The sequence below is a fragment of the Haloterrigena turkmenica DSM 5511 genome, assembly GCF_000025325.1.
Classification (GTDB): domain Archaea; phylum Halobacteriota; class Halobacteria; order Halobacteriales; family Natrialbaceae; genus Haloterrigena; species Haloterrigena turkmenica.
Genome location: NC_013743.1, coordinates 1,087,089 through 1,106,929, shown reverse-complemented (window position 1 = coordinate 1,106,929; position 19,841 = coordinate 1,087,089). Strand labels below are relative to the sequence as shown.

The following is a 19,841-nucleotide window of genomic DNA, read 5'->3' as shown; positions in this document are numbered from 1 at the left end:
GGGACCGGGAGGAGGACCGACAGCGAAAACGAAACCAGGGGAGCAGCGGAGAGTGGGTCGATCGGCCGAGACTACAGGTGCCACTGAAACGAATTCCATATTGATCGTGATGCCGTCATGCGATCAGGTCTGCAGTGGCGTTCAGTGGCTATTCGAGCGCTCGAGGACGGTGCCGCCGGAGCCGACGGCGATGGCGACGGGGCCGTCGGCCACGGCCTGCAGGTTCTCGCCGACGGGCGTCTGATTCAGGCTCCACTCGCCGCCGTCGAGTTCGAAGATGACGCCGCCGCTCCCGACGGTGTACCCCTCGTCACCGTCGGTCTCGATGTCGAAGAGGTCGGCGTCGCCGAGGCTCTCGGGAACCCATTGCGAACCGTCGTACTCGAAGATCGAGGCGTTACCGCCGCTGACGGTGACGTCGTCGGCGGCGTCGCTGTCGAGACCGTAGAACGTGACGTCGGCGTCCTCGATGCCGATCGGATTCCACGTGACGCCGTCGTCGGTGGCGTAGACGCGGCCGTTGGTGTCGATGGCGTGGCCCGCGCGGTCGTCGAAGAACTCGATGGCCTTGAGGCTGGAGCCGCTGCCGGGGACCACGTACTCCCAGGTACCTTCCTCGCCGTTCTGGAAGCTGTAGTGGATCGCGCCGGAGTCGTCGGCGACGTAGACGTCCGCGTCGCCCGCCGGCCCGGTGACGGCGATGTCGTTGAAGTTGGCCGTGTAGTCGTTCGGCGCGGAGCGGTCGACGAGGTTGCCCGTCGTCACGTCGTACTCGCCGATCGCGCCGCTGGCGCCGACGATCCAGAGCCGTTCGCCGTCGTCGGTGGTATCGACCCCATAGAGGTCGTTCCCGTTGCCGGTCGGGCCGCCCTGCAGGACGACCTCCCAGCCGGCGTCGGTTCGCTCGAGGACGGTGCCACCCTCGGCGACCGCGTGGGCGTTCGTCGCCGTGTACGCGACGTCATGGAGCGTGCTGTCGATGGGGGTCTCGACGGTCGTCCAGCCGTCTTCGGATGCGGACGCGGCTGCGGGGACGGTAGCTGCGACAAGCGATGCGCCTGCGAGCTGCAGCGTCGAGCGTCGCGTGAGTCGCGTCATAGCGCATTCGGCGCTGGTGACGAGGATGGCATAAAACCCGTCGCCCATTCACGGAGTTAGGAGCCGTATTATAGTTTCATTCTATTTTCCGAATGGAAAATGATCGATAGACAGACGGAAATTTGACTCATATGGGGACAAAAGCCAGTTATAACCGATTTCGCGAACTGGTGTCTCCGACCGGTCTCGAGCGATGATAACTACTAGTTGTCTCGCCGAAACGTCGCCGGAGAGCGTTTATTCGCCGGTCATAAACGGTCGGTAGACGGCTGAACCGGCCGTTCTCGGCCGATCGTGTTCGGGTTACCGCGGGTCGCTGCCGGCCGCGGTCACCGTCGCGTAACAGTTGCCGCTCGAGAGTTCCCACTCGACTACCTCGAGCGCGCTGGCCTCGAGGGCGGCCTCGAACTCGTCGGGCGCGTAGATGTGGTAGAAGCGATCGACGGTTTCGCCGCCGGGGAGGGTCCACTCGACGGTGGTGTCGAACCCCTCGTCGGCGTCGAAGCGGTCGTGGGCGGTCGACCACGCGCTGACGAGGGCGCGGCCCCCCGGCGCGAGGACTCGCGCGAGTTCGTCGAGGCTGTCGCGTCGGGCGCGCCGGGTCGGCAGGTGATGGAGCGTCGCGACGTAGACGGCGACGTCGATGCTATCGCCCGCTAACGGCAACCGTCCGGCGTCGCCCTGACAGAGCGCGACCTCGAATCCGCGCTCGAGCGCACGTTCGCGCCCGGTCTCGAGGAGCCCCCGGCTGGCGTCGAGGCCGACGACGGTCCCGCAGTGGGCGGCCAGCAGTTCGGCGTGCCGACAATTGCCACAGCCGAGGTCCAGTCCGACGGGGGAATCGCTCCCGTCGGTCTCGAGATCGCCGGCCATCGCCCCGACGAACGCCTCGACTTCGGGCCAGGCGTACTCTCGCGTGGACGCGAAGTGGTCGGCGATGCGGTCGTAGGTGTCGCGGACGGCGGCCCGTCGCTGTGCGTCGGCGTCGTCCTCGAGGTCGGACTCCTGCTCCTCGGCCATCGTCGGTGTTCGTCGGGGAACGCGCAAAAACCGTTCGCAACGCGAAAGCCCCTGACACGCTCGACCTTTCAGGATCGAGCGTGTCAGCCCCTTCCAGTCCCACCGAAAGCCCCGATCCACTGGTGCCGGCGCCAGCGGATCGCCCCTTTCAGTCCCACCCGTGCCGGCTGGCTGGTCTGGCCACCGCGGACGGCCCGAAGCGGCTGCCGTTGAGCGGGAGCAACGCTTCTGCGAGGGCAGCGAGACGTCCGTCTCGTCAGAGTTTCAGACGATGACGGCGAAGAGGAGGACCGACAGCCCGACCATGACGGCGGCGTGTTTCGCCCCGCTCCTGACATCGCCCGTACTCAACTGGCCGGCGATCAGCCCCGACAGCAGGCCCTGAACGAGCGTCGCGTGGTAGAACAGCGTGTCGTAGGTCGCCCGGTCGGACGCCGAGAAGCCGCCGAGTCCGCCGACGGCGGAGCTACCGGTGGCGGTCGCGGTATCGGCCCCTTCTGCGGGCAGGTTTGGCAGTAGAGACGCCGCGAGCACCGCGATGATAAACAGGAAGACCAGATACGAGACGTAGACGACGATGGTGTACTCGACCATCGCCTGCTTTCGCTCGCGCTCGAGGCGCCGGTCGGCCGCGGCCTGCCGGGCGGCGATCCGGAGCACGGTCGCGAGGTTCCCGCTCGCGTTCATCGCCTCGGTGAGCAGGGTCACGACGCGGGCGGTCGTCCGGGTTCGCACCCGCCGCTCGAGTCGGGCGAACGCGGTCTGGAGGTCGGCGCCCCACTGGACGTCCGCCCAGACGCGATCGAGTTCGGCGCCGAGCGGCCCCAGCTCAGAGCCGCGGACGTAGTCGACCGCCGAGACCAGCGACATGCCGGCCTCGTTGACGCTCGCGAGTCGGTCGAGCAGGTCCGGGACGGCCGCCTCAACGGCGTCGATCCGGCGACGGTGCCCCTCGTACGGGATCGCGAAACCGGTCAGGACGACCAGCAGCCCCACCGCGATCGCGTCGTCGATCGCCGCGACGTCGAACCCTCCCTCGAGCGCCGCCGGGAACTGCCACAGCACGCCCGCGAGGGCGATCGGAACGGTGATCGCGAGCGAGAGCGTCGGGCGCTCGAGCAGCGTCCTGACGGGGTTTCCGAACCGTTCTCGCAGACCGCGGAGCCGCCGGTAGTACCGGAGGCGTTTGACGTTCGGGTGACTGTCGGCACCGACGGCGCCGCTACCGGCGGCTCCGCCGTCGGGTCGGGCCTCACGCGCAATGTCGCCCGGGAGATCCAGCGACGGAGCTTCGCTCGAGTCCGTTGCCGCCGAGCCGGGCGTCAGCTTGTCGGTGACGACGCCCAGATAGATCACGAACGCGAGGTTGCCAATGGGCAGGATGAGGTAGATCAGCGCCCGCAGCGGCTCGAGCGTGTCGCCGACGGCGATCCCGATGACGACGAGGATCGTGATGAGAAAGAGCGGACCCGCGACCAGCACCGTCACGTAGGCTTCGGCGAGCGTCGAGAGCAGTCCGAGGGTCCGCTCCTGGTGGGACTCGGCTTCCTCCTGGTAATCGCGATACTGGCGCTCGAGGAAATCCAAGAGGCTGTGGCCGCTCTGGAGGACGCTAACCAGGTTTTCGCTGAACTCGCGGAACTGGGGGCTCGGCGAGCGCCGCCCCATCGTCTGGAGTGCGGTGACTACGTCGACGCCGAAGGTGTCCATGTTTCGGACCGCGACGTCGAACTCCTCGGCGGCCTCGCCGTAGGTCGCCTCGTGGGCGGCGACGACCCGGATTACCTTCGGGAAGGCCATGCCGCTGCGCGAGAGGGCGTAGAGGAAGGCGACGGTCGATACCGGTGTGGTATCTGGCAGCCAGGACCGGCGCACAACAGAGCGCGGCGACCGCGAGCGGCAGGAAGTTCGACGGAGTCACGGTGATCAGATCCCGTCGGTCTCGACCGGTCGGTCGGTATCGGTTCCGGACGGCCGGTCGGAGTCGGTCTCGGTTCCGGCATCGACGTCCGCCGCACCGATCCGCTCGAGGACGCCCTCCCGATCGGCGTAGTACTCGTTGACCAGTGCGGTAAAGCGCCGGTAGTCGGTGATCCCGTTCACCTGCAGGTACTCGAGGAAGCGCTCGCGGCGCTCGCGTTCGGCGAGCAACTCGCGCTGGCCCCAGCCGCGCTCGTCCCGGATCTCCTCGAGGACGGCGCTGCCCGACGACCGGAACGTGTCGGTGTCGCCCTCCCAGGTGTAGGCCGTCGAGTAGTCGAGTTCGCCCGTCCGCTGGTCGATACCGTCGATCTCAGCCAACACCTTGTTCCGGCGGACGCGGCCGTCGTCGAGGCGGGTCAGCGTCTGCACCGAGAGGATGTCGAGGCTGCCGACCATCGGGCGGGGAACGTCGATCGGCTCGTTCTCCAAACGATTGATCGCCGTCTGGACCGAATCGGCGTGCATCGTCGAGTAGGTCGTGTGGCCGGTGTTCATCGCCTGAAAGAGGGTCATCGCCTCCTCGCCGCGGACCTCGCCGACGACGATGTACTCCGGACGGTGGCGCAGCGCCGAGCGCAGGAGGTCGTACATCGTGACGTCTTTTCCCTCGTGGATGCGCTCGCGGGTGACCGAGGAGAGCCAGTTGTCGTGAGAGAGCTGGAGTTCGCGGGTGTCCTCGATGGTCAACACCTTCGCGCGCGGCGGAATGAACATCGAGACGGCGTTCATGCTCGTCGTCTTCCCCGAGGCCGTCCCGCCGGCGAAGATGAGGCTCTTGTTGTGCTCGATCGCCAGCCAGAGGTAGGCCAACTGCTCGACGCTGAAGGTGCCGTACTCGAGCAGATCGATCGGCGTGAACGGCTCGTCGGCGTACTTTCGGACGGTAAAGGCCGAACCGCGCGGGGTTACCTCTCTGCCCAGCGCCAGTTCCGCGCGCGAGCCGTCGGGTAGCGTCGTCTCGACCATCGGATCGCCGATGGAGATGTGCCGCCCCGAGTGCTGGGCGAGGCGCACGACGAAGCCGTCGAGTTCGTCCGCGCCGAAGGCGACGTTCGTCTCGATGTCGGCGTACTCGTCGTGGTAGACGAAGATCGGGAGGTCGTAGCCGTCACACGAGATGTCCTCGACGTGCGGGTCGTGCATGATCGGCTCGAGGCGCCCGTAGCCCCGGAAATTCCGGTGGACGTAGTAGAAGAGCCGATAGAACGTGGCCGCGTCGATCTCGGCGCCGTAGCGCTCGAGGTACTCGCGGATCGTCTCCCGCAGGAGCGCCTCGACCTCGTCCTCGCGACTCGCGGCTCGCGGCTCCGGGGCATCGCTTCGCTCGTCCTCGCGGTAGAGCAGGGGATCGCGGACGTCCTCGAACAGCGTCTCGAGCAGGTTCGCCTCGTCGTCCCGCAGCGTCGGCTCGACGGCGTGATAGCGGTGCTCGTTCGCGGATCGGTCGCGGCCGATCGTGACGAACGAAAACGGCGCGTCGACCCAGTAGCAGTCGACTTCCTCGAGGCCGTCGATTCCGTCGAACGTCACCAGCGGGCCGTGTGCCGCCGGATCGTAGTTCGTCACCCGAACCTCCGAGCCCCGAAGCGTCTCGCGGAGTCGGCGGAGCGTTCGGCGGGCGCCGGCGAACGTCGACTCGAGGCGGCCGCCGACACTGTCGCCGTTGCTCCCGTCGGCTGCGATCGAATCGACCGGGTCGGTATCGCGCTGGTCGGGCATGATGGAGTCGGCTCGCGAGTGCGCGGGCGGAGACCGCGGGTCGACGCGACTCGCGAGCGGGGTCGTTCTCGTGGCATGTCGCGCGGCGAGGGGCATAAGTGAGATGGCCGTTCGATCGGGCCTCGAACGAGTCGTCGGCGACACGTTCCTCGGCGACATCGGGAACTCGATTGGAGGGCTCACCGATCGGTCGTGCGGTACGGGGAATACGAGGGAACGCCCACGGCGAAAGTCATGGGAAGGACGTCAAGTTGATACGGTGTGAGTGCGAAGTCACGGGTACGGAATGAGGCGCGAGCATTTCACATTAGATGTCAGCAATATCGACTGGGTCGAAACCGACGGCGAGCCGAGCAAACCCTCGGTATCGATCGACTTTACCGGCCCGGAAACGATGCTTCGCGAGCGCCTTACCGGCCCCGACGGCGACGTTCTCGAGGCGTCGGAGACCGACGTTTCACTCCGACTGCAGGAACCGCTAGATGCCGACACCGCGGGCGTCGTCAGCGTGACCAACCGGGTCACCGGCGAGTTCATTCTCGAACTCAACGAGGACGCCGACGATGTCCTCCAGTTCATCAAGGCAGCCCGGGGCTACGGGGAGGACGCGACCGAGGACGACGGCCGCTACGAGGTCGAAATCACGCTGGACGGTGACAGCTTCGTCACCTACGACAAACGGACCTTTCTCGTCTACGACGACGAAGGCAATCTGCTTCGCCAACACAGCCTGATTCCCAGCGGCGTCGAACTCTAATTCTGGCCGTCGGAACTCCCAGTCGCTCGGAACTGACCGGCAGCTATATGCGTGTTATCGACGCCGCAATCGAATAGACACCGGCAGATGCCAGAGGATCGATCAATGGCGAACGGACGACTCTACACGACGGCGACCGGCGACCGACGACCGGCTCCCGCGACTGGCGACGCGATGCTCGAGCTCGAGGGTGTCACCAAGCGCCACGGCGCCGAGACGGTCATCTCGGAGCTCTCGCTGTCGGTCCGCGAGGGCGAAATCCTGACGCTCCTCGGACCGTCGGGCTGTGGCAAGACGACGACACTCCGTCTCATCGCCGGCCTCGAGAAACCCGACGCCGGCCGGATCGACCTCCAGCGCGAGCGCGTCGCGGGGGCCGATCGGTTCGTTCCCCCGGAAGAACGCGACGTCGGCGTCGTCTTCCAGGAGTTCGCGCTGTTCCCACATCTGACCGCCCGCGAGAACGTCGCCTTCGGCCTCCGGGACCGGGAGGAGCGAGAACGCGACGAGCGCGTCGACGAACTGCTCGAACTCGTCGGCCTCGAGGCCCAGGCCGGCGCCTATCCGGACGAACTCTCCGGCGGCCAGCAACAGCGGATCGCCCTGGCCCGCGCGCTGGCGCCCGAACCGGAGCTGCTGTTGCTCGACGAGCCGTTCTCGAATCTGGACGTCGACCTCCGCGTCGAGATGCGCGAGGAGGTCCGCCGGATCATCACGGAGACCGGCGTCACCGCGGTCTCCGTGACCCACGACCAAGAGGAGGCGCTGTCGGTCTCCGACCGCGTCGCCGTGATGTGCGACGGCGATATCGAACAGATCGATCGCCCCCAGACGGTGTTTCAGCGGCCCGACTCCCGCTTCGTCGCCGGCTTCCTCGGCCACGCCAGCTTCCTCGCGGGCGAGGTCCGCGGCGACGGCGTCGACACCGCCGTCGGTCGCATCCGCCGCGACGACGTCGACGACCTGACTGGCCGACACGACGGTACGACCGTCGATCTGCTCGTCCGTCCGGACGACGTGACGGCCGTCCCGGCCGACGACGGGGCGGCCGACGGTCGCGTCGTCTACCGGCGATACCTCGGATCGACCGTGCTCTACCGCGTCGAACTCGAGTCGGGCGAGACGATCGAGTGTCTGCACAACCACGCCGACCGGATCGACGTGGACGAGCGCGTCGCCGTCCGCGTCACCGCCGACCACGACCTCGCCTGGTTCCCCGCGGACTGAGTTCCGCCGTCGCCGTCGAATCCGTTGCTTCCGTCTCTTTCTCCGGCGATGGACAGTTTGATGTCGGCCTCGCGTAATTTCGAACACATGGACGCGCCATCTCGACGACGCGTCGCAACGGCGTGCGGGCTCGCCGCCCCCGTCGTCGCCCTCAGCGCGATCGCGCTCGCGACGCTGCTGGCCGCGCCGGAGACGTTCTCCTGGCGCGCTCGAGCGCTCTCGGACATGGGACGTCGCGGGACCCGGACCTTCCCGCTGTTCAACGGCGGGCTGATTCTCGGCGGCCTGCTCGGCGTCCCCTTCGGCTGGCGGCTCTGGCTGGCGGCCCGGAACGGCCTCGAGCGCCTTGGGGTGGGCCTGCTGTGGGCGGCGACGACCGCCCTGGTCGGCATCGGCGTCTTCTTCCTCGGCCACGACGCGTTCTACCTCGACACCGAATTCCACACGCCGGTCGCCCTGCTGTTCTTCGGGCTCGCGCCGTTCGCGCAGTGGGTGTACGGAAGCGGACTCGTGCTCGCGGGCGACGCCCGACTCGGTCTCGTCTCCGTCTGGCTCGGTATCGTCCACCCGCTCTGTTGGCTCGGGTGGCTCGCGAGCCGCGCCGGCGCCGGGGAGCCGTCGGCGTGGTTCGCCGTCCCCGAATTCGTCGCGGCCGTCGCCTTCGGGAGTTGGGTGTTCGCGCTGGCCGCGAAGCGGTATGCACGCGAGTCGCGCAACCGGGTGAAATCGGTGTACTGAGCGTTCCGTTCCGGTATTGTACCTGTCTCGCACACAACGCTTAAGCCCGAACCCTTCCTATACGCGACCATGCATAAAGACGAACTCCTCGAGCTACACGAAGAACTCGTCGTCATCATGGAGTACTTCGCCCAGCGGGAGGACGTCGATGAGGAGCTGTTCGAGCCGTACCGCCAGCTGGACGTCGATCCCTCGCACGTCCACAAATCGAAGAGCGAGCACAAACACGCCGTCTTCGTGCTCGGCAACGCTCTGGCGAAGGGGATGAGCGAGGACGAGTTCTCGAGCGCCGGCCGGATCGGCAAGCGGATGAAGGAGCTCGCCGAGGACGCCGAGTCGAAGATCTGACGGAGGCCCGCCGCGATCGGCAGCGACTTCTTCGAAGTAACGGCGACAGTATCTAAAAGCAGACTGTATCTAGGCGAAACGTATTTGGTGCGGTTCCCGCTTGTTGTGGTATGGAACCGCGCACGCAAGAGCGCGTCGAGCAATGGGATTCCCGCCCGTTCAGCGGCGGTTACGACGGTCTCTCCGATCTCGCTGACGCCGACTTCTCCGGAGCCGTCTCCGCCGCCGGCACGTGGCTGTTCATGTTGAACGGCCGCGTCGTCGGCGTCGTCGACGGCGCCATTGAGGACTTCGAGGCCGCGTCGGGCACCCGCTACGAGGCACCTGATCCCGCGCTCCCGCTGCTCTGTACGATGGAAGAGCACGGCGGCGAGACGCGAGCAAAGTACTACACTAACGAGACGCCGCTCCGGGAGGTCGACGGGACCCTCCAGAGCGGCTCGTTTACCGGCTACGTCGAACTGAGCGAGAACGTTCTCAGCGGCGACTACTACGCCGTCTACTACGGCGGTCGCCGGATGGCCGCCGCCTACATCGGAAACGCCGACCGCCTCCTCACCGGCGACGAGGCGTTCGAGCGGGCCGCCGACGAGGTCGGGATCTACGAGGTCCGCGACGTCGAGATCGAGGTCACCGACGTTCCGGGAACGGGACCGGACTCGAGCGCGAGCGACGCCGGCGGGGCGACCGACGCGACTGACAAAAGCGCCGGCGACTCGAGTCCAGCGACGGGATCGAGCGCCGGCACCGACGCGCGGGCCGAACCGAGCGCCGATCCGACCGAGTCGGCCCTCGATTCGATCGATATCTCCAGCTCGGAGCCGGATCCCGACTCCGCCGAGGCCGACGGCGCCGCGAGCGCGTCCCTCGAGAACGTCACGATCGGCGACGCGACGGCCGACGACGCCGCGGCGGACGCGCCCGACGACGATCTGTCGGGGATCACCGCGACCGACGCGGGTCCGCTCGACTCGGAACCGGCCTCGAGCGGGATCACCGACGCGGAGTCGGCCGACGCGGCCGAGCCGGTCGGTGCCGTCGACGATCGATCGGCCGCGGAGCCCGCGGACGGAAGCGTCGCGGACGAACCGATCGACGCGGCCGAGCCGGTCGACGACCGCGACCGGCCGTCGGCGGACGATCGCACCCGGTCGGCGTCCGACGCCGACGCTGATTCCGAGACCGACTCCGAAGGGGGCTCTACCGCCGGCTCCGGGCCGGACCTCGCCGAGGTCGAAGCCGCCGCAGAGCAACTCGAGCAGAACGACATCTCCTGGACCGAAGACGATGTCGCGGACTCGCCGTCGGACGAGGACGCTGGAGGGGCCGACGCCGGCGTGACAGCGGGCGCCGTTCCGGAGTCAGAGCCGACGACTGCCGCAACGTCCGAACCGGACGCGACGGCGGCCCCAACGTCGGAACCGGAGCCAACGGGAGCCGCGGCGACGGCGGCTCCGGAGTCGGACGCCGAGGACTCCGAGGCGACCGACGAACGGTTCGATCAGGAGGCGCAGTGGCGCGAGACGCGCAGTATTCCGTCGATCGATCCGGACAACAGCCAGGTCGACGACTCGAGTCGGGCGGCCGATCGCTCCGAGGCGAGCCAGCGGAGCCGCACGCACCGCGAGGCCGAGACGGGGCGGAACGCACAGCGCCGACAGACGGCCGGGGAGTCGACGCGACAGCAGTCGAGTCGGCAGCCACAGGAGACCAACGCCGCCCGGCAGCGCCGGTCGCAGGAAGCGGAGCGGGCCGACGCCCCCAGCGGCGGGTCCGGTGCCGACACCGGCTCGGCGGCCGCTGAGGCCAGCGGCGCCGAGGCCGACCGCGTGGCCGAACTCGAGGAGCGCGTCGAGACGCTCGAGGAGCAACGCGACGAACTCGTCGCCGCGGCCGAGGAACTCGAGGCCGAACGCGACCGGTTGCAGTCGGAAAACGAGGAGCTCTCCTCGACGATCGACCGCCTCCGGTCCCGGATCGAGGAACTCGAGACCGAACTGGAGCGGGCTCGCGAGGCCGACGCCGGCACAGAGGCGACGCCGGCGGCGAGCACGCAGCTCTCGGCCGACCGGGCGCTGGCCGACACGAACCTCTTCGTGCGCTACGCCTCGAAGAGCCAGCCGACCCTCGAGTCGGCCCACGGCGGCGAGAGCGACCGTTCGGACGTGGCGGCGAATCTGCGACTCGAGCACCACACCGGGTTCGACGCGGCCGACGTGGCCGTCGACGGTCAGCCTTACGAGGAGTTCCTCGCCGGAACGATGGAACACCGGTTCGTCGACTGGCTCACCAGCACGGTTCTGTTCGAGGTCCGCGACACCGGCAACGCCGACGGACTGGGGGATCTCTACGACGCGATCCCGCAGATCGACCGCGCCGAACTGGACGCGACGATCTCGCTGCAAGACGACGAGACCGAGGACGTGCCCGAGCAGGTCCGCTTCGACGTCGTCGCCTTCGACAAGATGGGGAATCCGCTGCTGGTCGCGAACCTGAACGACTCGCGCGAGCCCGCGACCCAGGGCATGCTCGAGGAGATGGAGGAGGCCGCCTCGGCGGTCAAGGCCAACTATCCGGATCTGGCGGCGGCGGTCGTCGTCACCTCGAGTTACTTCGAACCCGGCGCGCTCGAGGTGGCTGAGCAGGCGACCAGCGGAGGACTGCTGAGCCGCGGCTCGAAGATGAGCTACGTCAACCTCTCCCGGAAGACGGGCTATCACCTCTGTCTGGTCGAGTCCCGCTCCGAAGGGTTCCACATGAACGTCCCCGAGTTGTAGGCGGGCCGCCGGGAGCGCTCACCGTTTCAGAACGCCGTTTTCCGCTCGTTGTCGGCGCGTATTGACGAAGATGCCCGGGCTCTACGTTCGAGTATTACTGCCGAATAGCGTCGCAGCTGCTAATGATACGAGGCGCTGCGAAAACCGGAGGTGGTCGGCCGGTCCGGGCGGTCCGTCCCGGTCGGCGTCCCGTGGTGTTCGAACGGGCGGCTCGCGCGGCAGACCGATTCCCCGAGCCTCGAAGCGACTCGAACCGTTCGGGCGGCGCGTATCGAGAGCGTGGGGGAGAGAGACTAGCCTTCGATTTCGGCGACGTCTTCGATCTTCATGCCGTCGAGCTTGTCCATGATGTCGTCGAGCTTGTCATCGAGCTCGTCGACGAACTCCGCGGTACGCTCGGTCTTGATCGCACCCTGACTGGAGGGCTCGATGAGGTTCTCCTCTTCGAGGACGCGCAGGGAGTAGCGGACCTTGTGGTGGGGGTAGCCCGTCTCGTTGGACATCTTCACGATTCCGATCGGTTCGTTCTCGATGACCATCTTCAGGACCTGAAGATGTCGTTCCAGCATATCAACTTCCTTCTCAAGTCGGTCTATCATGGCATTTGTTAACTTGTCTTTGGACCTTTTAAAAGTTACTCTCGGCGACTGTCAGGCCACTCTCAACTGAACGATCGTTCCTGTCAGTAGTTAACGCTTCGGGTTGCGGTGGGTAATCCGCGCTCGAAACCCCGAAATCGTTAATGACTGTTCGCGACGCGTCCGGATTCGAAATCGAATTCGAGCCCGTCGACCGGACGTGACCGGCTACCTGGTGTGGTCTCGTGGCCACCGATAAGAGCGTACCGTTCGAAACCGGGTCGTCTCGCGGCCCTACTCACGACCGTGTATAAGCCCGTCGCGAGGCCCGTCCATACCGTAATCTGTTTATCGGCCCGGCAAGAACCCGCCGCTGTTATGACCGTCACTATCGTCGGGTCGCAACTCGGCGACGAAGGCAAGGGCGGGGTCGTCGACGTGTACGGCGACGCCGCTGACGTCGTCGCCCGGTATCAGGGCGGCGACAACGCAGGCCACACCGTCGTTCACGACGGTGAGGAGTACAAACTATCGCTCGTGCCGTCGGGCGCCGTCCGGGGCAAGATCGGTGTCCTCGGCAACGGCTGCGTCGTCAACCCCGAAACGTTATTCGACGAGATCGACACGCTTCGAGAGCGCGGCCTCGAGCCCGACGTGCGCGTGGCCGAGCGCGCACACGTCATCCTTCCCTACCACCGCGCGCTCGACGGGATCGAGGAGGAGGAGAAAGAAGACCTCGCCGCCGGCACGACCAAACGCGGCATCGGCCCCACCTACGAGGACAAGGCGGGCCGGCGCGGCGTCCGGGTCGGTGATCTGCTCGACCCCGACGTCCTCCGCGAGCGACTCGAGTACGTCGTCCCCCAGAAGAAGGCCCTCGCCGAGGACGTCTTCGACAAGGAGACCGGCGACGAGTTCGACATCGACCACCTCTACGAGACCTATCGCGAGTACGGGGAGCGCCTCGCCGAGGAGAACATGACCGTCGACTGCGGCACCTTCCTCCAGGACCGCATCGACGACGGCGACACCGTCATGCTCGAGGGCGCACAGGGGACCTCGATCGACATCGATCACGGCATCTACCCCTACGTCACCTCCTCGAACCCGACGGCCGGCGGCGCCACGGTGGGGACCGGGCTCGGCCCCGGTGTGATCGGCGACGGCGAGATCATCGGCATCGTCAAGGCCTACCTCTCGCGGGTCGGCACCGGCCCACTCCCGACGGAACTGGGCGGCGTCGAGGGACAGACCCCCGACTACGACGCCGACGAGGGCGCCGACGCTGACGAGGAAGAACTCGCGACCTACATCCGCGACGAGGGCGGCGAGTACGGTACCGTCACCGGTCGCCCGCGCCGGGTCGGCTGGCTCGACATGCCGATGCTGCGCCACGCCGCTCGCGCGAGCAGTTTCACCGGGCTGGCGATCAACCACATCGACGTCCTCGCCGGACTGGACGAGGTGAAGGTCGGTCACAGCTACGAGTACGAGGGCGAGGAACTGCTGACGATGCCGCCGACGACCGAGAAATGGGGTCGCTGCGAGGCGACCCTTCGGAGCTTCGACGGCTGGTCCGAGATTGACTGGAGTGAGGTCGCCGAGGAGGGGTACGAGGCCATCCCCGAGAACGCCCGCACCTACCTCGAGTACATCAGCGACGAACTCGACGCGCCGATCTACGCGGTCGGCGTCGGTCCCGGCCGCGAGGAGACCGTCGTCGTCGAGAACCCCTACGAGTAACGCGGCGACTCTGTGACTCGGGGACTCGACCGCCGGCACGCGTCGCGTTCCCGAAACCTTTTGCTGGATGCGGCCACCGTTCGTACTATGCAAGAGTCGTTGCTGGAGATCCTCTGTTGTCCGCTGGACAAACACGAGCTGGAACTCGAGGACGCCGACCGTGACGATGACGACAACGAAATAATCGGCGGCGACCTCGTCTGTACCGAGTGCGGCGAGCGCTATCCGATCGAAGACGGCATTCCGAACCTGCTGCCGCCGGACATGCGCGAAGAGACGCCGGCCTAACCGGGGAGAGATATTCGTGTCAACCGAGGTCACCGTCCACGTCAACCGGGGCTCGACCGACTCGCTCGAACCGAGCGTCGACAGCGTCGAGACCCGCGGCTCCGTTAACCTGCGCTTAGCGAGCCACGGCGCTCCCGCGCACGTCCACTGCCGGCTGGACGGCGACCTCGAACGAATCGCCGCGCTCGAGACGTCGAACTACTACGTCGAGGGCGACGGCGAGACGGTCGTCCCCGTCCGCGTCTCCGCGGAGGCGATCGACGAACCGATCGAGGGCGCGATCGAGGTGCAGACCGGCTACGGTGCCGAGTCCGTCGTCGTTCCCGTCACCGTCAATCCCGTCCCGGACGGAGTCGACGTCGACGAGTCGTTCGCCGAACCCAGACGCCAGGACACGGGCCAGTCGCCGACGGGTCTCGACCGGATTCTCTCTTCGAGCGGGCTCGACCCGGGGACGCTCGCGGTCTGTGCCCTCGGTCTCTTCGCGGCCGTGATCGGGACGCTGACCGCGGCCGCGATCGGCGGCCCCGTCGCCACCGCCGGCGTCGTCATCGTCGTCGCCGGCGTCGCCGCGGCGCTGTTCCTGTTAGTGCGATAAGCTGTGACTGGTGACGCGACGGCCGGAAGTCGAGTATTCGAGTCGCCGACGGGCGGCGTCAGTCGTCGACCCGTCTGGCCTCGAGGTCGCCCGCTTCGTCGAACCGCTTGGCCCGCAGGTAGCGCGCCCGGTAGCGGTTCGCGCCGTCGTTGACGTCGGCCTCGCGGATCTCGTCGGTTCGACCCTCGGCGACCGCGTCGATCAGCTCCGCGAGCTGGTTGTACTCGCTGGTGGTCAACTCGAGTTCGTAGGTGTGTTCGTCCTCGGACTCGAGGATGGTCCACTTGCGAGCGGCGGCGACGACCAGCGAACACGGCTCCCGGCAGGGGAACGGTCCGTCGCCGCCGTCGACGTCGAGCTCGTCGCCCTCGTCGAACTCCCACTCACGCCGGCGCAGGCACTGCGAGTCGACGCAGCAGGCCTCGGCCATCCACTCGACGCCCTCGCGGGGCAGCTCGTCTAAGACGTCGTAGATGCCGGTCTGGCGCTCGGCGGTCTCGGTCCAGTGGTCGACGTCCAGCGTTCCCTGCAGTTCGCGATGCCAGTTGGCGACCGTCGCGGGGTAGAAGAACTCGACGGTCTCGACGAGTTCCCCGCCGGAGAGACCGGTGAAGGCCCACCCCGAGGGGAGCGTCGGCGCCGTCTTCAGCGGCCGGTAGCGCCCGTCTCCGTCGTAGGTCGCGATCTCGCGGGCGTCGCGCGGATCGTCGTAGACCTCGAGATCGGCGAGGTCGCTGTCGGCGTCGTCGACGTGCCATAGGTCGTAGACGCGCTCGCCGGCGGGGTCGTCGTCGGCGTCGTCGACGAGCCGCGCGGTGAGACACAGCTGGCCCCACTCGCGGTCGAGGCCGTCCCGAAGCGCGTTGTAGCGTTCGGGGACGGAGAGGGGGTCGTCGACCGACGGATGGGTCGCGACCGGTTCATCAGTCGTTTCGTCGTCCGTCGTCCCCGCGTCCGTCTCGATCTCGAGCGGCGCGCGCTCGCACCACCGGAGGAACGCCCGGCGGGCGGTCCCCTCGCCGCCGACGGATCGCTGCCAGTAGCGCCAGTTCGTGACGTAGTCGGAAAGCGGCTCGAGGGCGTCCGCGAGGTCGTCGGCCGCGAGGCTGGTCCACTCTTCGTCGGCGGTCTCAAGCGCGTAGCCGTCCTCGGCACGCTCGATCCGGAGGTCGTCGAAGGCGACCGCGCCGTCGTCGTCGACCGCCTCGAGCAGCGCCTCGACGCGGGCTGGTGGCGCCGTCACGATCAGTCACCCGGCTCCGCGCTCGGTTCGGGCTCGGCACCGGTCTCGAGGCAGGTCGCCTCGCGGACGGACTCGACCGCGTCGCCGATATCGGCGCCGGCGTCGGCCGCGCGCTCTAAGATGACGTCGGCCATCAGCCCCTCGGTGCCGACGGCGCCGGCGTACCAGATCCGGTGGCCGTCGACTTCGCTCGGCACGTCCCAGCCCAGCCGGTAGTCCTCGGTCAGCCCCATGTCCTCGGGGATGTCCTCCTGGGTGTGGTAGCCGTCGGCGATAAACAGCGGGACGACGACGATGTCCTCGGTCTCGAAGTAATCGGTGACGTCGTCGACCTCGGGCTCCTCGTCCATGAACAGCGCCTTCGCCTCGTCGAAGCGGTCCATCTCGCGGATGCGCTCGGTGTGGTACTCGACGGCCTTCGCGGAGTTTTCGTTGCGCTCGGTGCCGTGGCCGACGACCGCGAGGCCGAAGCCCTCGCCGACGTCGGGGTCCTCCGTGACGGACTCGGCGCGCTGGACGATCACGTCCGTCATCGCGTCGTGGGTCCCGACGGGGCCGCAGTAGTGGATCGTCTTGCCGACGTCCTCGGCCTCGAGGGTCACCTGCGAGGCGCTCGTGCCGTCGGAGTCCCACTTCTCGGGGTCCCACTCCTCGAGGCGGAGTTCGCGCGGGATGACCTGTTCGGTGAAGTAGCCCTCGCTGATGAACAGCGGGACGACGAACACCTCGTCGGACTCGAGGGTGCGGATCACCTCGCGGAAGTGCGGTTCCTCCTTCCAGAAGGCCTCGCGGACCTCGTCGAACGCGCCCGTCTCGCGGACGGTGTCCGCGTGGGCGTAGGTGGGGTCCGAGGCGTCGGGATTCAGGTGCGAGCCGTGCGCCGCGATGACCAGCGCTTGCATGGGCGCCCGTTCGAACGGAGCCGATTTATACCCTATGGAGAAGGCCAATAGTTCTACTCCGAAACGCGAACGAGAGTTGCATAGTTGGGAAAACTGATTTCAGAAAGAAGAACCTCCGTCGAGAGATCGCGGTCGATCACTCCGGAACGGTGAGCGACGTCTGCGCCTCGCATGACGCCTCCTGAGCCCGCAACTCGGCGATCGCGGTGTACTCGCCCGCCCGCGGTCGCTCCCACTCGGCCTCGTAGGTCGACGACTCGCCGGGCGCGAACGCTTCCCGACTGAGCATCTGGGCGAACATCCGCCCCTCGGTGAAGCGCCAGACCTCCCGGTCGCCGTCGCGAACGACGAACTCCGCCTTGCACATATCCGAGAACTGCAGTTCGACGGGCTCGGAGCCGGCGTTGGTCACGGTGAACGCGAACGCGACCGATTCCGGTCGCGACTCGCCGTCGGCCGTCGATACGTCCGCCTCGAGCGTCCCCTCGAGTGTCATGGACGTGGGTTAGCGGGTGAACGGGATAGCTCTTCGCTCGCGACGCGGCTGATCACCGGTCGCGTCGAGGAACCTACCGCTCGAGGCCGGCCGAGTTCCCTACTTCGTCAGGACGACGTTGTCGAGGTAGCTGGTGTCGTCGCCGGAGCGGTACTCGCCGCGGATGCGCAGCACCTCGAGATCGGCGAGGACCTCGCGGAAGCGCTCCTCGGTGGTGAGGGGTTCCTGGCTCGTCAGATCGATCCAGGTCTCGTCGGCCGAGAGCGACACCTCGTAGGAGGTCCACTCCTCGCCGGGGTCGTCGTCGGCGCCGCGGAACTCGTAGACGAGCTTGCGGTCGCCGCTTTGCAGTAGCACGTCGCCGCCCTCGACGGGTTCGGCGTCGAACTGCTGATCGGTCAGCTCCTGCCGAAGGTCGAACGAGAGTCGACCGCCGTAGAACTCCTCGCGGTCGCCGAGGTACTCGAACGGCGCCTGATAGTACCAGGCGACGCCGCCCTCGTTCTCCGCGTCGCCGATGTGGCCGCCGGGGTTGCCGCCGGTCCCGTGGTAGACCGGCCGGTTGCTCCCGCCGTTCTGGGAGACGAGCCAGCCCTCGGCGTCCTCGTCGAAGGTGCTCTCGATGCGGTCCGGCCGCTCGGGGTCGGCCGCGGCGTCGATATCGGACGTGCGAATCGTCTTCGTGAACTGCTCGGTCCCGTGCTCGTCGTAGATTCCGATCGTGAGCGTCTCGCCCGACTCGGCGACGTCGGCGGTGGCGAAGTTCCGGTACTCGCCCTTCGCGAAGAACTCCGTGGGGTTGAGCGCCGGATAGAGGTCGTCGGGTTCGCCCGCGGGTGCGCCCAGCGGCCCGGCGATGGCCTCGAAGAACTCGAACTCGCCGTCGTCGTCCGGGTCGTACGCGCTCACGACCGACTTGTGGACGTCGCCCGCGACGACGACCAGGTTCGAAATCGGCTCCGTCTGGACGTGTTCGACGACCTCGAGCAGTTCCGCCTCGTAGCCGGTCCGGTCCGCCTCGGTCGCCCACGAGTCGGAAGGGTAGCCGAGCGGGGCCGGCGAGGCGAGGATCTTCCACGTCGCGTCGGAGTCGGCGAGCGCTCCCTTCAGCCACTCGAGTTGCTCCCGTCCGAGCAGCGTCTTCGAGTCCAGATCGACGTTCGGATCGCGGTACTGGCGCGTGTCGATGAGGAACAGTTCGACGTGTTTCCCCCAACGGAAGGAGTCGTAGAACCGGTTCGATTCGCCGGGCTCGGCGTCGTCGTCACGGTCCAGCGGCCAGTACTCGCGGAAGGCCCGCCGCCCCTCGGGCATCAGCGGCTCGATCGGCCCCGCGAAGTTGTTGATGACCTCGTGGTCGTCCCAGACGGTGTAGACCGACGTCGACTGCAGCAGTTCCTGTAGGTTGGTCCGCTCGGCGACCTCGGCCGGCGGATCGCGCATCTCCTTGTACTTCCCGCGGTAGATCTCGAGGGCCTCGTCGATCGGGGTGTCCTCGGTTACCTTGCCGGCCGGCGTCAGCGCGTCGGCGTAGATCGTGTCGCCGTGGTAGAGGAAGAAGTCCGGGTCGCGCTCGGCGATCGTCCGCAGCCCCGGGAACGGCGGTTCGACGGGGTCGTCGCCGTACCCCCACGTGTCGCCGCTCCAGGCGAAGGAGACGGCCGCTTCGTCGTCGGGCGCCGGCGCCGTGACGAACGTCCCGCTTTCGACCGCCTCGGGGATCGCGTCGGCGATCCGATCGTCGTTACCGCGACCGTCCTCGCCCGGTCGCTTCTCCGGCCCGCGGCCCTTTCCGGGATGGTCGTCCTTCCCGTTCGACCCTCCGGGACCGCGTCCCTTTGGACCGTCCGTTCGACCGTTCAGCGGTCGATAGGCGGTCTCCGACGCCGTGGCCCAGACGTGGTAGCGGTAGCGCGTGTTCGACTCGAGTCCCTCGAGTCGGAGCTGGCCCGTCGTGTCGGTCTCGGCGTCGACGGTCGTCCGATCGTATCCGACGCGGTCGAACGACTGATCGGGGCTGTAGGCGACGTGGATCGTCGCCGCCTCGGCCGCTCGCGCCCAGACGACCGCCGTCGTGGCGGTGACGTCGCCGACCGCGACACCGTGCGAGATCGGCACGAGGTCCGCGTCGCTTCCGTCGGTCGTCGACTCGTCCGAATCCGATTCCCCCGCCGCGGTTCCCATCAGTCCGGTCGCGGTCGCCGCTAGTCCGATCGTCTGCAGAAACGCCCGTCGATTGTCCGTCGCCGTTTCGGCCCGCATATCAGCGTGTGTGTCCGTCATGACTGCGATAGATTCCGCATTGAATGAAGGTAATAGCCTATAT

At 67.5% G+C, this 19,841-nt stretch carries 16 protein-coding genes and 1 pseudogene; 8 read left to right on the top strand and 9 right to left on the bottom strand.

Features of this window, described 5'->3' with window-relative positions:
* Window positions 1-141: 141 nt before the first annotated feature.
* The 4 genes and pseudogenes from HTUR_RS05280 to HTUR_RS05265 form a co-directional block, all read right to left on the bottom strand.
* Window positions 142-1,098, bottom strand: a complete 957-nt coding sequence (locus tag HTUR_RS05280) for a hypothetical protein (protein ID WP_049941619.1) — start codon at window positions 1,096-1,098, stop codon at window positions 142-144.
* A 303-nt stretch (window positions 1,099-1,401) separates the two neighbouring features.
* Window positions 1,402-2,118 carry a class I SAM-dependent methyltransferase gene (locus HTUR_RS05275; protein ID WP_012942267.1) on the bottom strand — a complete coding sequence of 239 codons (717 nt, stop codon included), beginning with the start codon at window positions 2,116-2,118 and terminating at the stop codon, window positions 1,402-1,404.
* Window positions 2,119-2,382: 264 nt separating this feature from the next.
* Window positions 2,383-3,972: pseudogene (locus tag HTUR_RS05270) on the bottom strand (type II secretion system F family protein); the annotation flags it as partial.
* A gap of 72 nt (window positions 3,973-4,044) precedes the next feature.
* Window positions 4,045-5,820, bottom strand: coding sequence for a type II/IV secretion system ATPase subunit (locus tag HTUR_RS05265; RefSeq protein ID WP_012942265.1), 1,776 nt, complete (start codon window positions 5,818-5,820; stop codon window positions 4,045-4,047).
* 286 nt (window positions 5,821-6,106) lie between these two features.
* On the opposite strand from HTUR_RS05265, the gene HTUR_RS05260 reads away from it, so the two are divergent.
* The 5 genes from HTUR_RS05260 to HTUR_RS05240 all read left to right on the top strand — a co-directional run bounded on the left by HTUR_RS05260 (window position 6,107) and on the right by HTUR_RS05240 (window position 11,667).
* Complete coding sequence (locus tag HTUR_RS05260; protein ID WP_012942264.1) at window positions 6,107-6,577, top strand: DUF5793 family protein; 471 nt, start codon at window positions 6,107-6,109, stop codon at window positions 6,575-6,577.
* Window positions 6,578-6,682: 105 nt separating this feature from the next.
* Window positions 6,683-7,804, top strand: coding sequence for an ABC transporter ATP-binding protein (locus HTUR_RS05255; protein WP_012942263.1), 1,122 nt, complete (start codon window positions 6,683-6,685; stop codon window positions 7,802-7,804).
* Window positions 7,805-7,891: 87 nt separating this feature from the next.
* Window positions 7,892-8,542 carry a DUF998 domain-containing protein gene (locus HTUR_RS05250; protein ID WP_049941618.1) on the top strand — a complete coding sequence of 217 codons (651 nt, stop codon included), beginning with the start codon at window positions 7,892-7,894 and terminating at the stop codon, window positions 8,540-8,542.
* 69 nt (window positions 8,543-8,611) lie between these two features.
* Window positions 8,612-8,890 carry a UPF0058 family protein gene (locus HTUR_RS05245; RefSeq protein ID WP_008892689.1) on the top strand — a complete coding sequence of 93 codons (279 nt, stop codon included), beginning with the start codon at window positions 8,612-8,614 and terminating at the stop codon, window positions 8,888-8,890.
* Window positions 8,891-9,000: 110 nt separating this feature from the next.
* The gene (locus HTUR_RS05240; protein WP_012942261.1) at window positions 9,001-11,667 is read left to right on the top strand and encodes a DUF7527 domain-containing protein; all 2,667 of its coding nucleotides are present in this window, start codon (window positions 9,001-9,003) and stop codon (window positions 11,665-11,667) included.
* 293 nt (window positions 11,668-11,960) lie between these two features.
* Here the strand turns inward: HTUR_RS05240 and HTUR_RS05235 are convergent, their stop codons facing one another.
* Complete coding sequence (locus HTUR_RS05235) at window positions 11,961-12,266, bottom strand: hypothetical protein (RefSeq protein ID WP_008892687.1); 306 nt, start codon at window positions 12,264-12,266, stop codon at window positions 11,961-11,963.
* A 357-nt stretch (window positions 12,267-12,623) separates the two neighbouring features.
* Here HTUR_RS05235 and HTUR_RS05230 point away from each other — a divergent pair, with 357 nt between their 5' ends.
* The 3 genes from HTUR_RS05230 to HTUR_RS05220 all read left to right on the top strand — a co-directional run bounded on the left by HTUR_RS05230 (window position 12,624) and on the right by HTUR_RS05220 (window position 14,874).
* Window positions 12,624-13,988, top strand: coding sequence for an adenylosuccinate synthase (locus HTUR_RS05230; protein WP_012942260.1), 1,365 nt, complete (start codon window positions 12,624-12,626; stop codon window positions 13,986-13,988).
* 87 nt (window positions 13,989-14,075) lie between these two features.
* Complete coding sequence (locus tag HTUR_RS05225; RefSeq protein WP_012942259.1) at window positions 14,076-14,276, top strand: methytransferase partner Trm112; 201 nt, start codon at window positions 14,076-14,078, stop codon at window positions 14,274-14,276.
* 16 nt (window positions 14,277-14,292) lie between these two features.
* Entirely contained in the window at window positions 14,293-14,874 is a 582-nt protein-coding gene (locus HTUR_RS05220) for a DUF7524 family protein (protein WP_012942258.1), read from the top strand.
* A gap of 58 nt (window positions 14,875-14,932) precedes the next feature.
* On the opposite strand, the gene HTUR_RS05215 is transcribed toward HTUR_RS05220, so the two are convergent.
* From HTUR_RS05215 to HTUR_RS05200, 4 genes are all read right to left on the bottom strand, one after another.
* Window positions 14,933-16,117 (bottom strand): DR2241 family protein, encoded by a 1,185-nt coding sequence (locus HTUR_RS05215; RefSeq protein WP_012942257.1) that lies wholly within the window; start codon window positions 16,115-16,117, stop codon window positions 14,933-14,935.
* A 2-nt stretch (window positions 16,118-16,119) separates the two neighbouring features.
* Window positions 16,120-17,019: a CbiX/SirB N-terminal domain-containing protein gene (locus HTUR_RS05210; RefSeq protein ID WP_012942256.1), complete on the bottom strand. Its 900-nt coding sequence runs from the start codon at window positions 17,017-17,019 to the stop codon at window positions 16,120-16,122.
* Window positions 17,020-17,155: 136 nt separating this feature from the next.
* Window positions 17,156-17,515: a BsuPI-related putative proteinase inhibitor gene (locus tag HTUR_RS05205; protein WP_012942255.1), complete on the bottom strand. Its 360-nt coding sequence runs from the start codon at window positions 17,513-17,515 to the stop codon at window positions 17,156-17,158.
* Between the two features lie 99 nt (window positions 17,516-17,614).
* Window positions 17,615-19,798 carry an alkaline phosphatase D family protein gene (locus tag HTUR_RS05200; RefSeq protein WP_012942254.1) on the bottom strand — a complete coding sequence of 728 codons (2,184 nt, stop codon included), beginning with the start codon at window positions 19,796-19,798 and terminating at the stop codon, window positions 17,615-17,617.
* Between the last annotated feature and the right edge of the window lie 43 nt (window positions 19,799-19,841).

Coding starts and splice junctions, on each gene's coding strand:
- HTUR_RS05280 (WP_049941619.1), bottom strand. CDS start 1,098: ATGACGCGACTCACGCGACGCTCGACGCTGCAGCTCGCAGGCGCATCG.
- HTUR_RS05275 (WP_012942267.1), bottom strand. CDS start 2,118: ATGGCCGAGGAGCAGGAGTCCGACCTCGAGGACGACGCCGACGCACAG.
- HTUR_RS05265 (WP_012942265.1), bottom strand. CDS start 5,820: ATGCCCGACCAGCGCGATACCGACCCGGTCGATTCGATCGCAGCCGAC.
- HTUR_RS05260 (WP_012942264.1), top strand. CDS start 6,107: ATGAGGCGCGAGCATTTCACATTAGATGTCAGCAATATCGACTGGGTC.
- HTUR_RS05255 (WP_012942263.1), top strand. CDS start 6,683: ATGGCGAACGGACGACTCTACACGACGGCGACCGGCGACCGACGACCG.
- HTUR_RS05250 (WP_049941618.1), top strand. CDS start 7,892: ATGGACGCGCCATCTCGACGACGCGTCGCAACGGCGTGCGGGCTCGCC.
- HTUR_RS05245 (WP_008892689.1), top strand. CDS start 8,612: ATGCATAAAGACGAACTCCTCGAGCTACACGAAGAACTCGTCGTCATC.
- HTUR_RS05240 (WP_012942261.1), top strand. CDS start 9,001: ATGGAACCGCGCACGCAAGAGCGCGTCGAGCAATGGGATTCCCGCCCG.
- HTUR_RS05235 (WP_008892687.1), bottom strand. CDS start 12,266: ATGATAGACCGACTTGAGAAGGAAGTTGATATGCTGGAACGACATCTT.
- HTUR_RS05230 (WP_012942260.1), top strand. CDS start 12,624: ATGACCGTCACTATCGTCGGGTCGCAACTCGGCGACGAAGGCAAGGGC.
- HTUR_RS05225 (WP_012942259.1), top strand. CDS start 14,076: ATGCAAGAGTCGTTGCTGGAGATCCTCTGTTGTCCGCTGGACAAACAC.
- HTUR_RS05210 (WP_012942256.1), bottom strand. CDS start 17,019: ATGCAAGCGCTGGTCATCGCGGCGCACGGCTCGCACCTGAATCCCGAC.
- HTUR_RS05205 (WP_012942255.1), bottom strand. CDS start 17,515: ATGACACTCGAGGGGACGCTCGAGGCGGACGTATCGACGGCCGACGGC.
- HTUR_RS05200 (WP_012942254.1), bottom strand. CDS start 19,798: ATGACGGACACACACGCTGATATGCGGGCCGAAACGGCGACGGACAAT.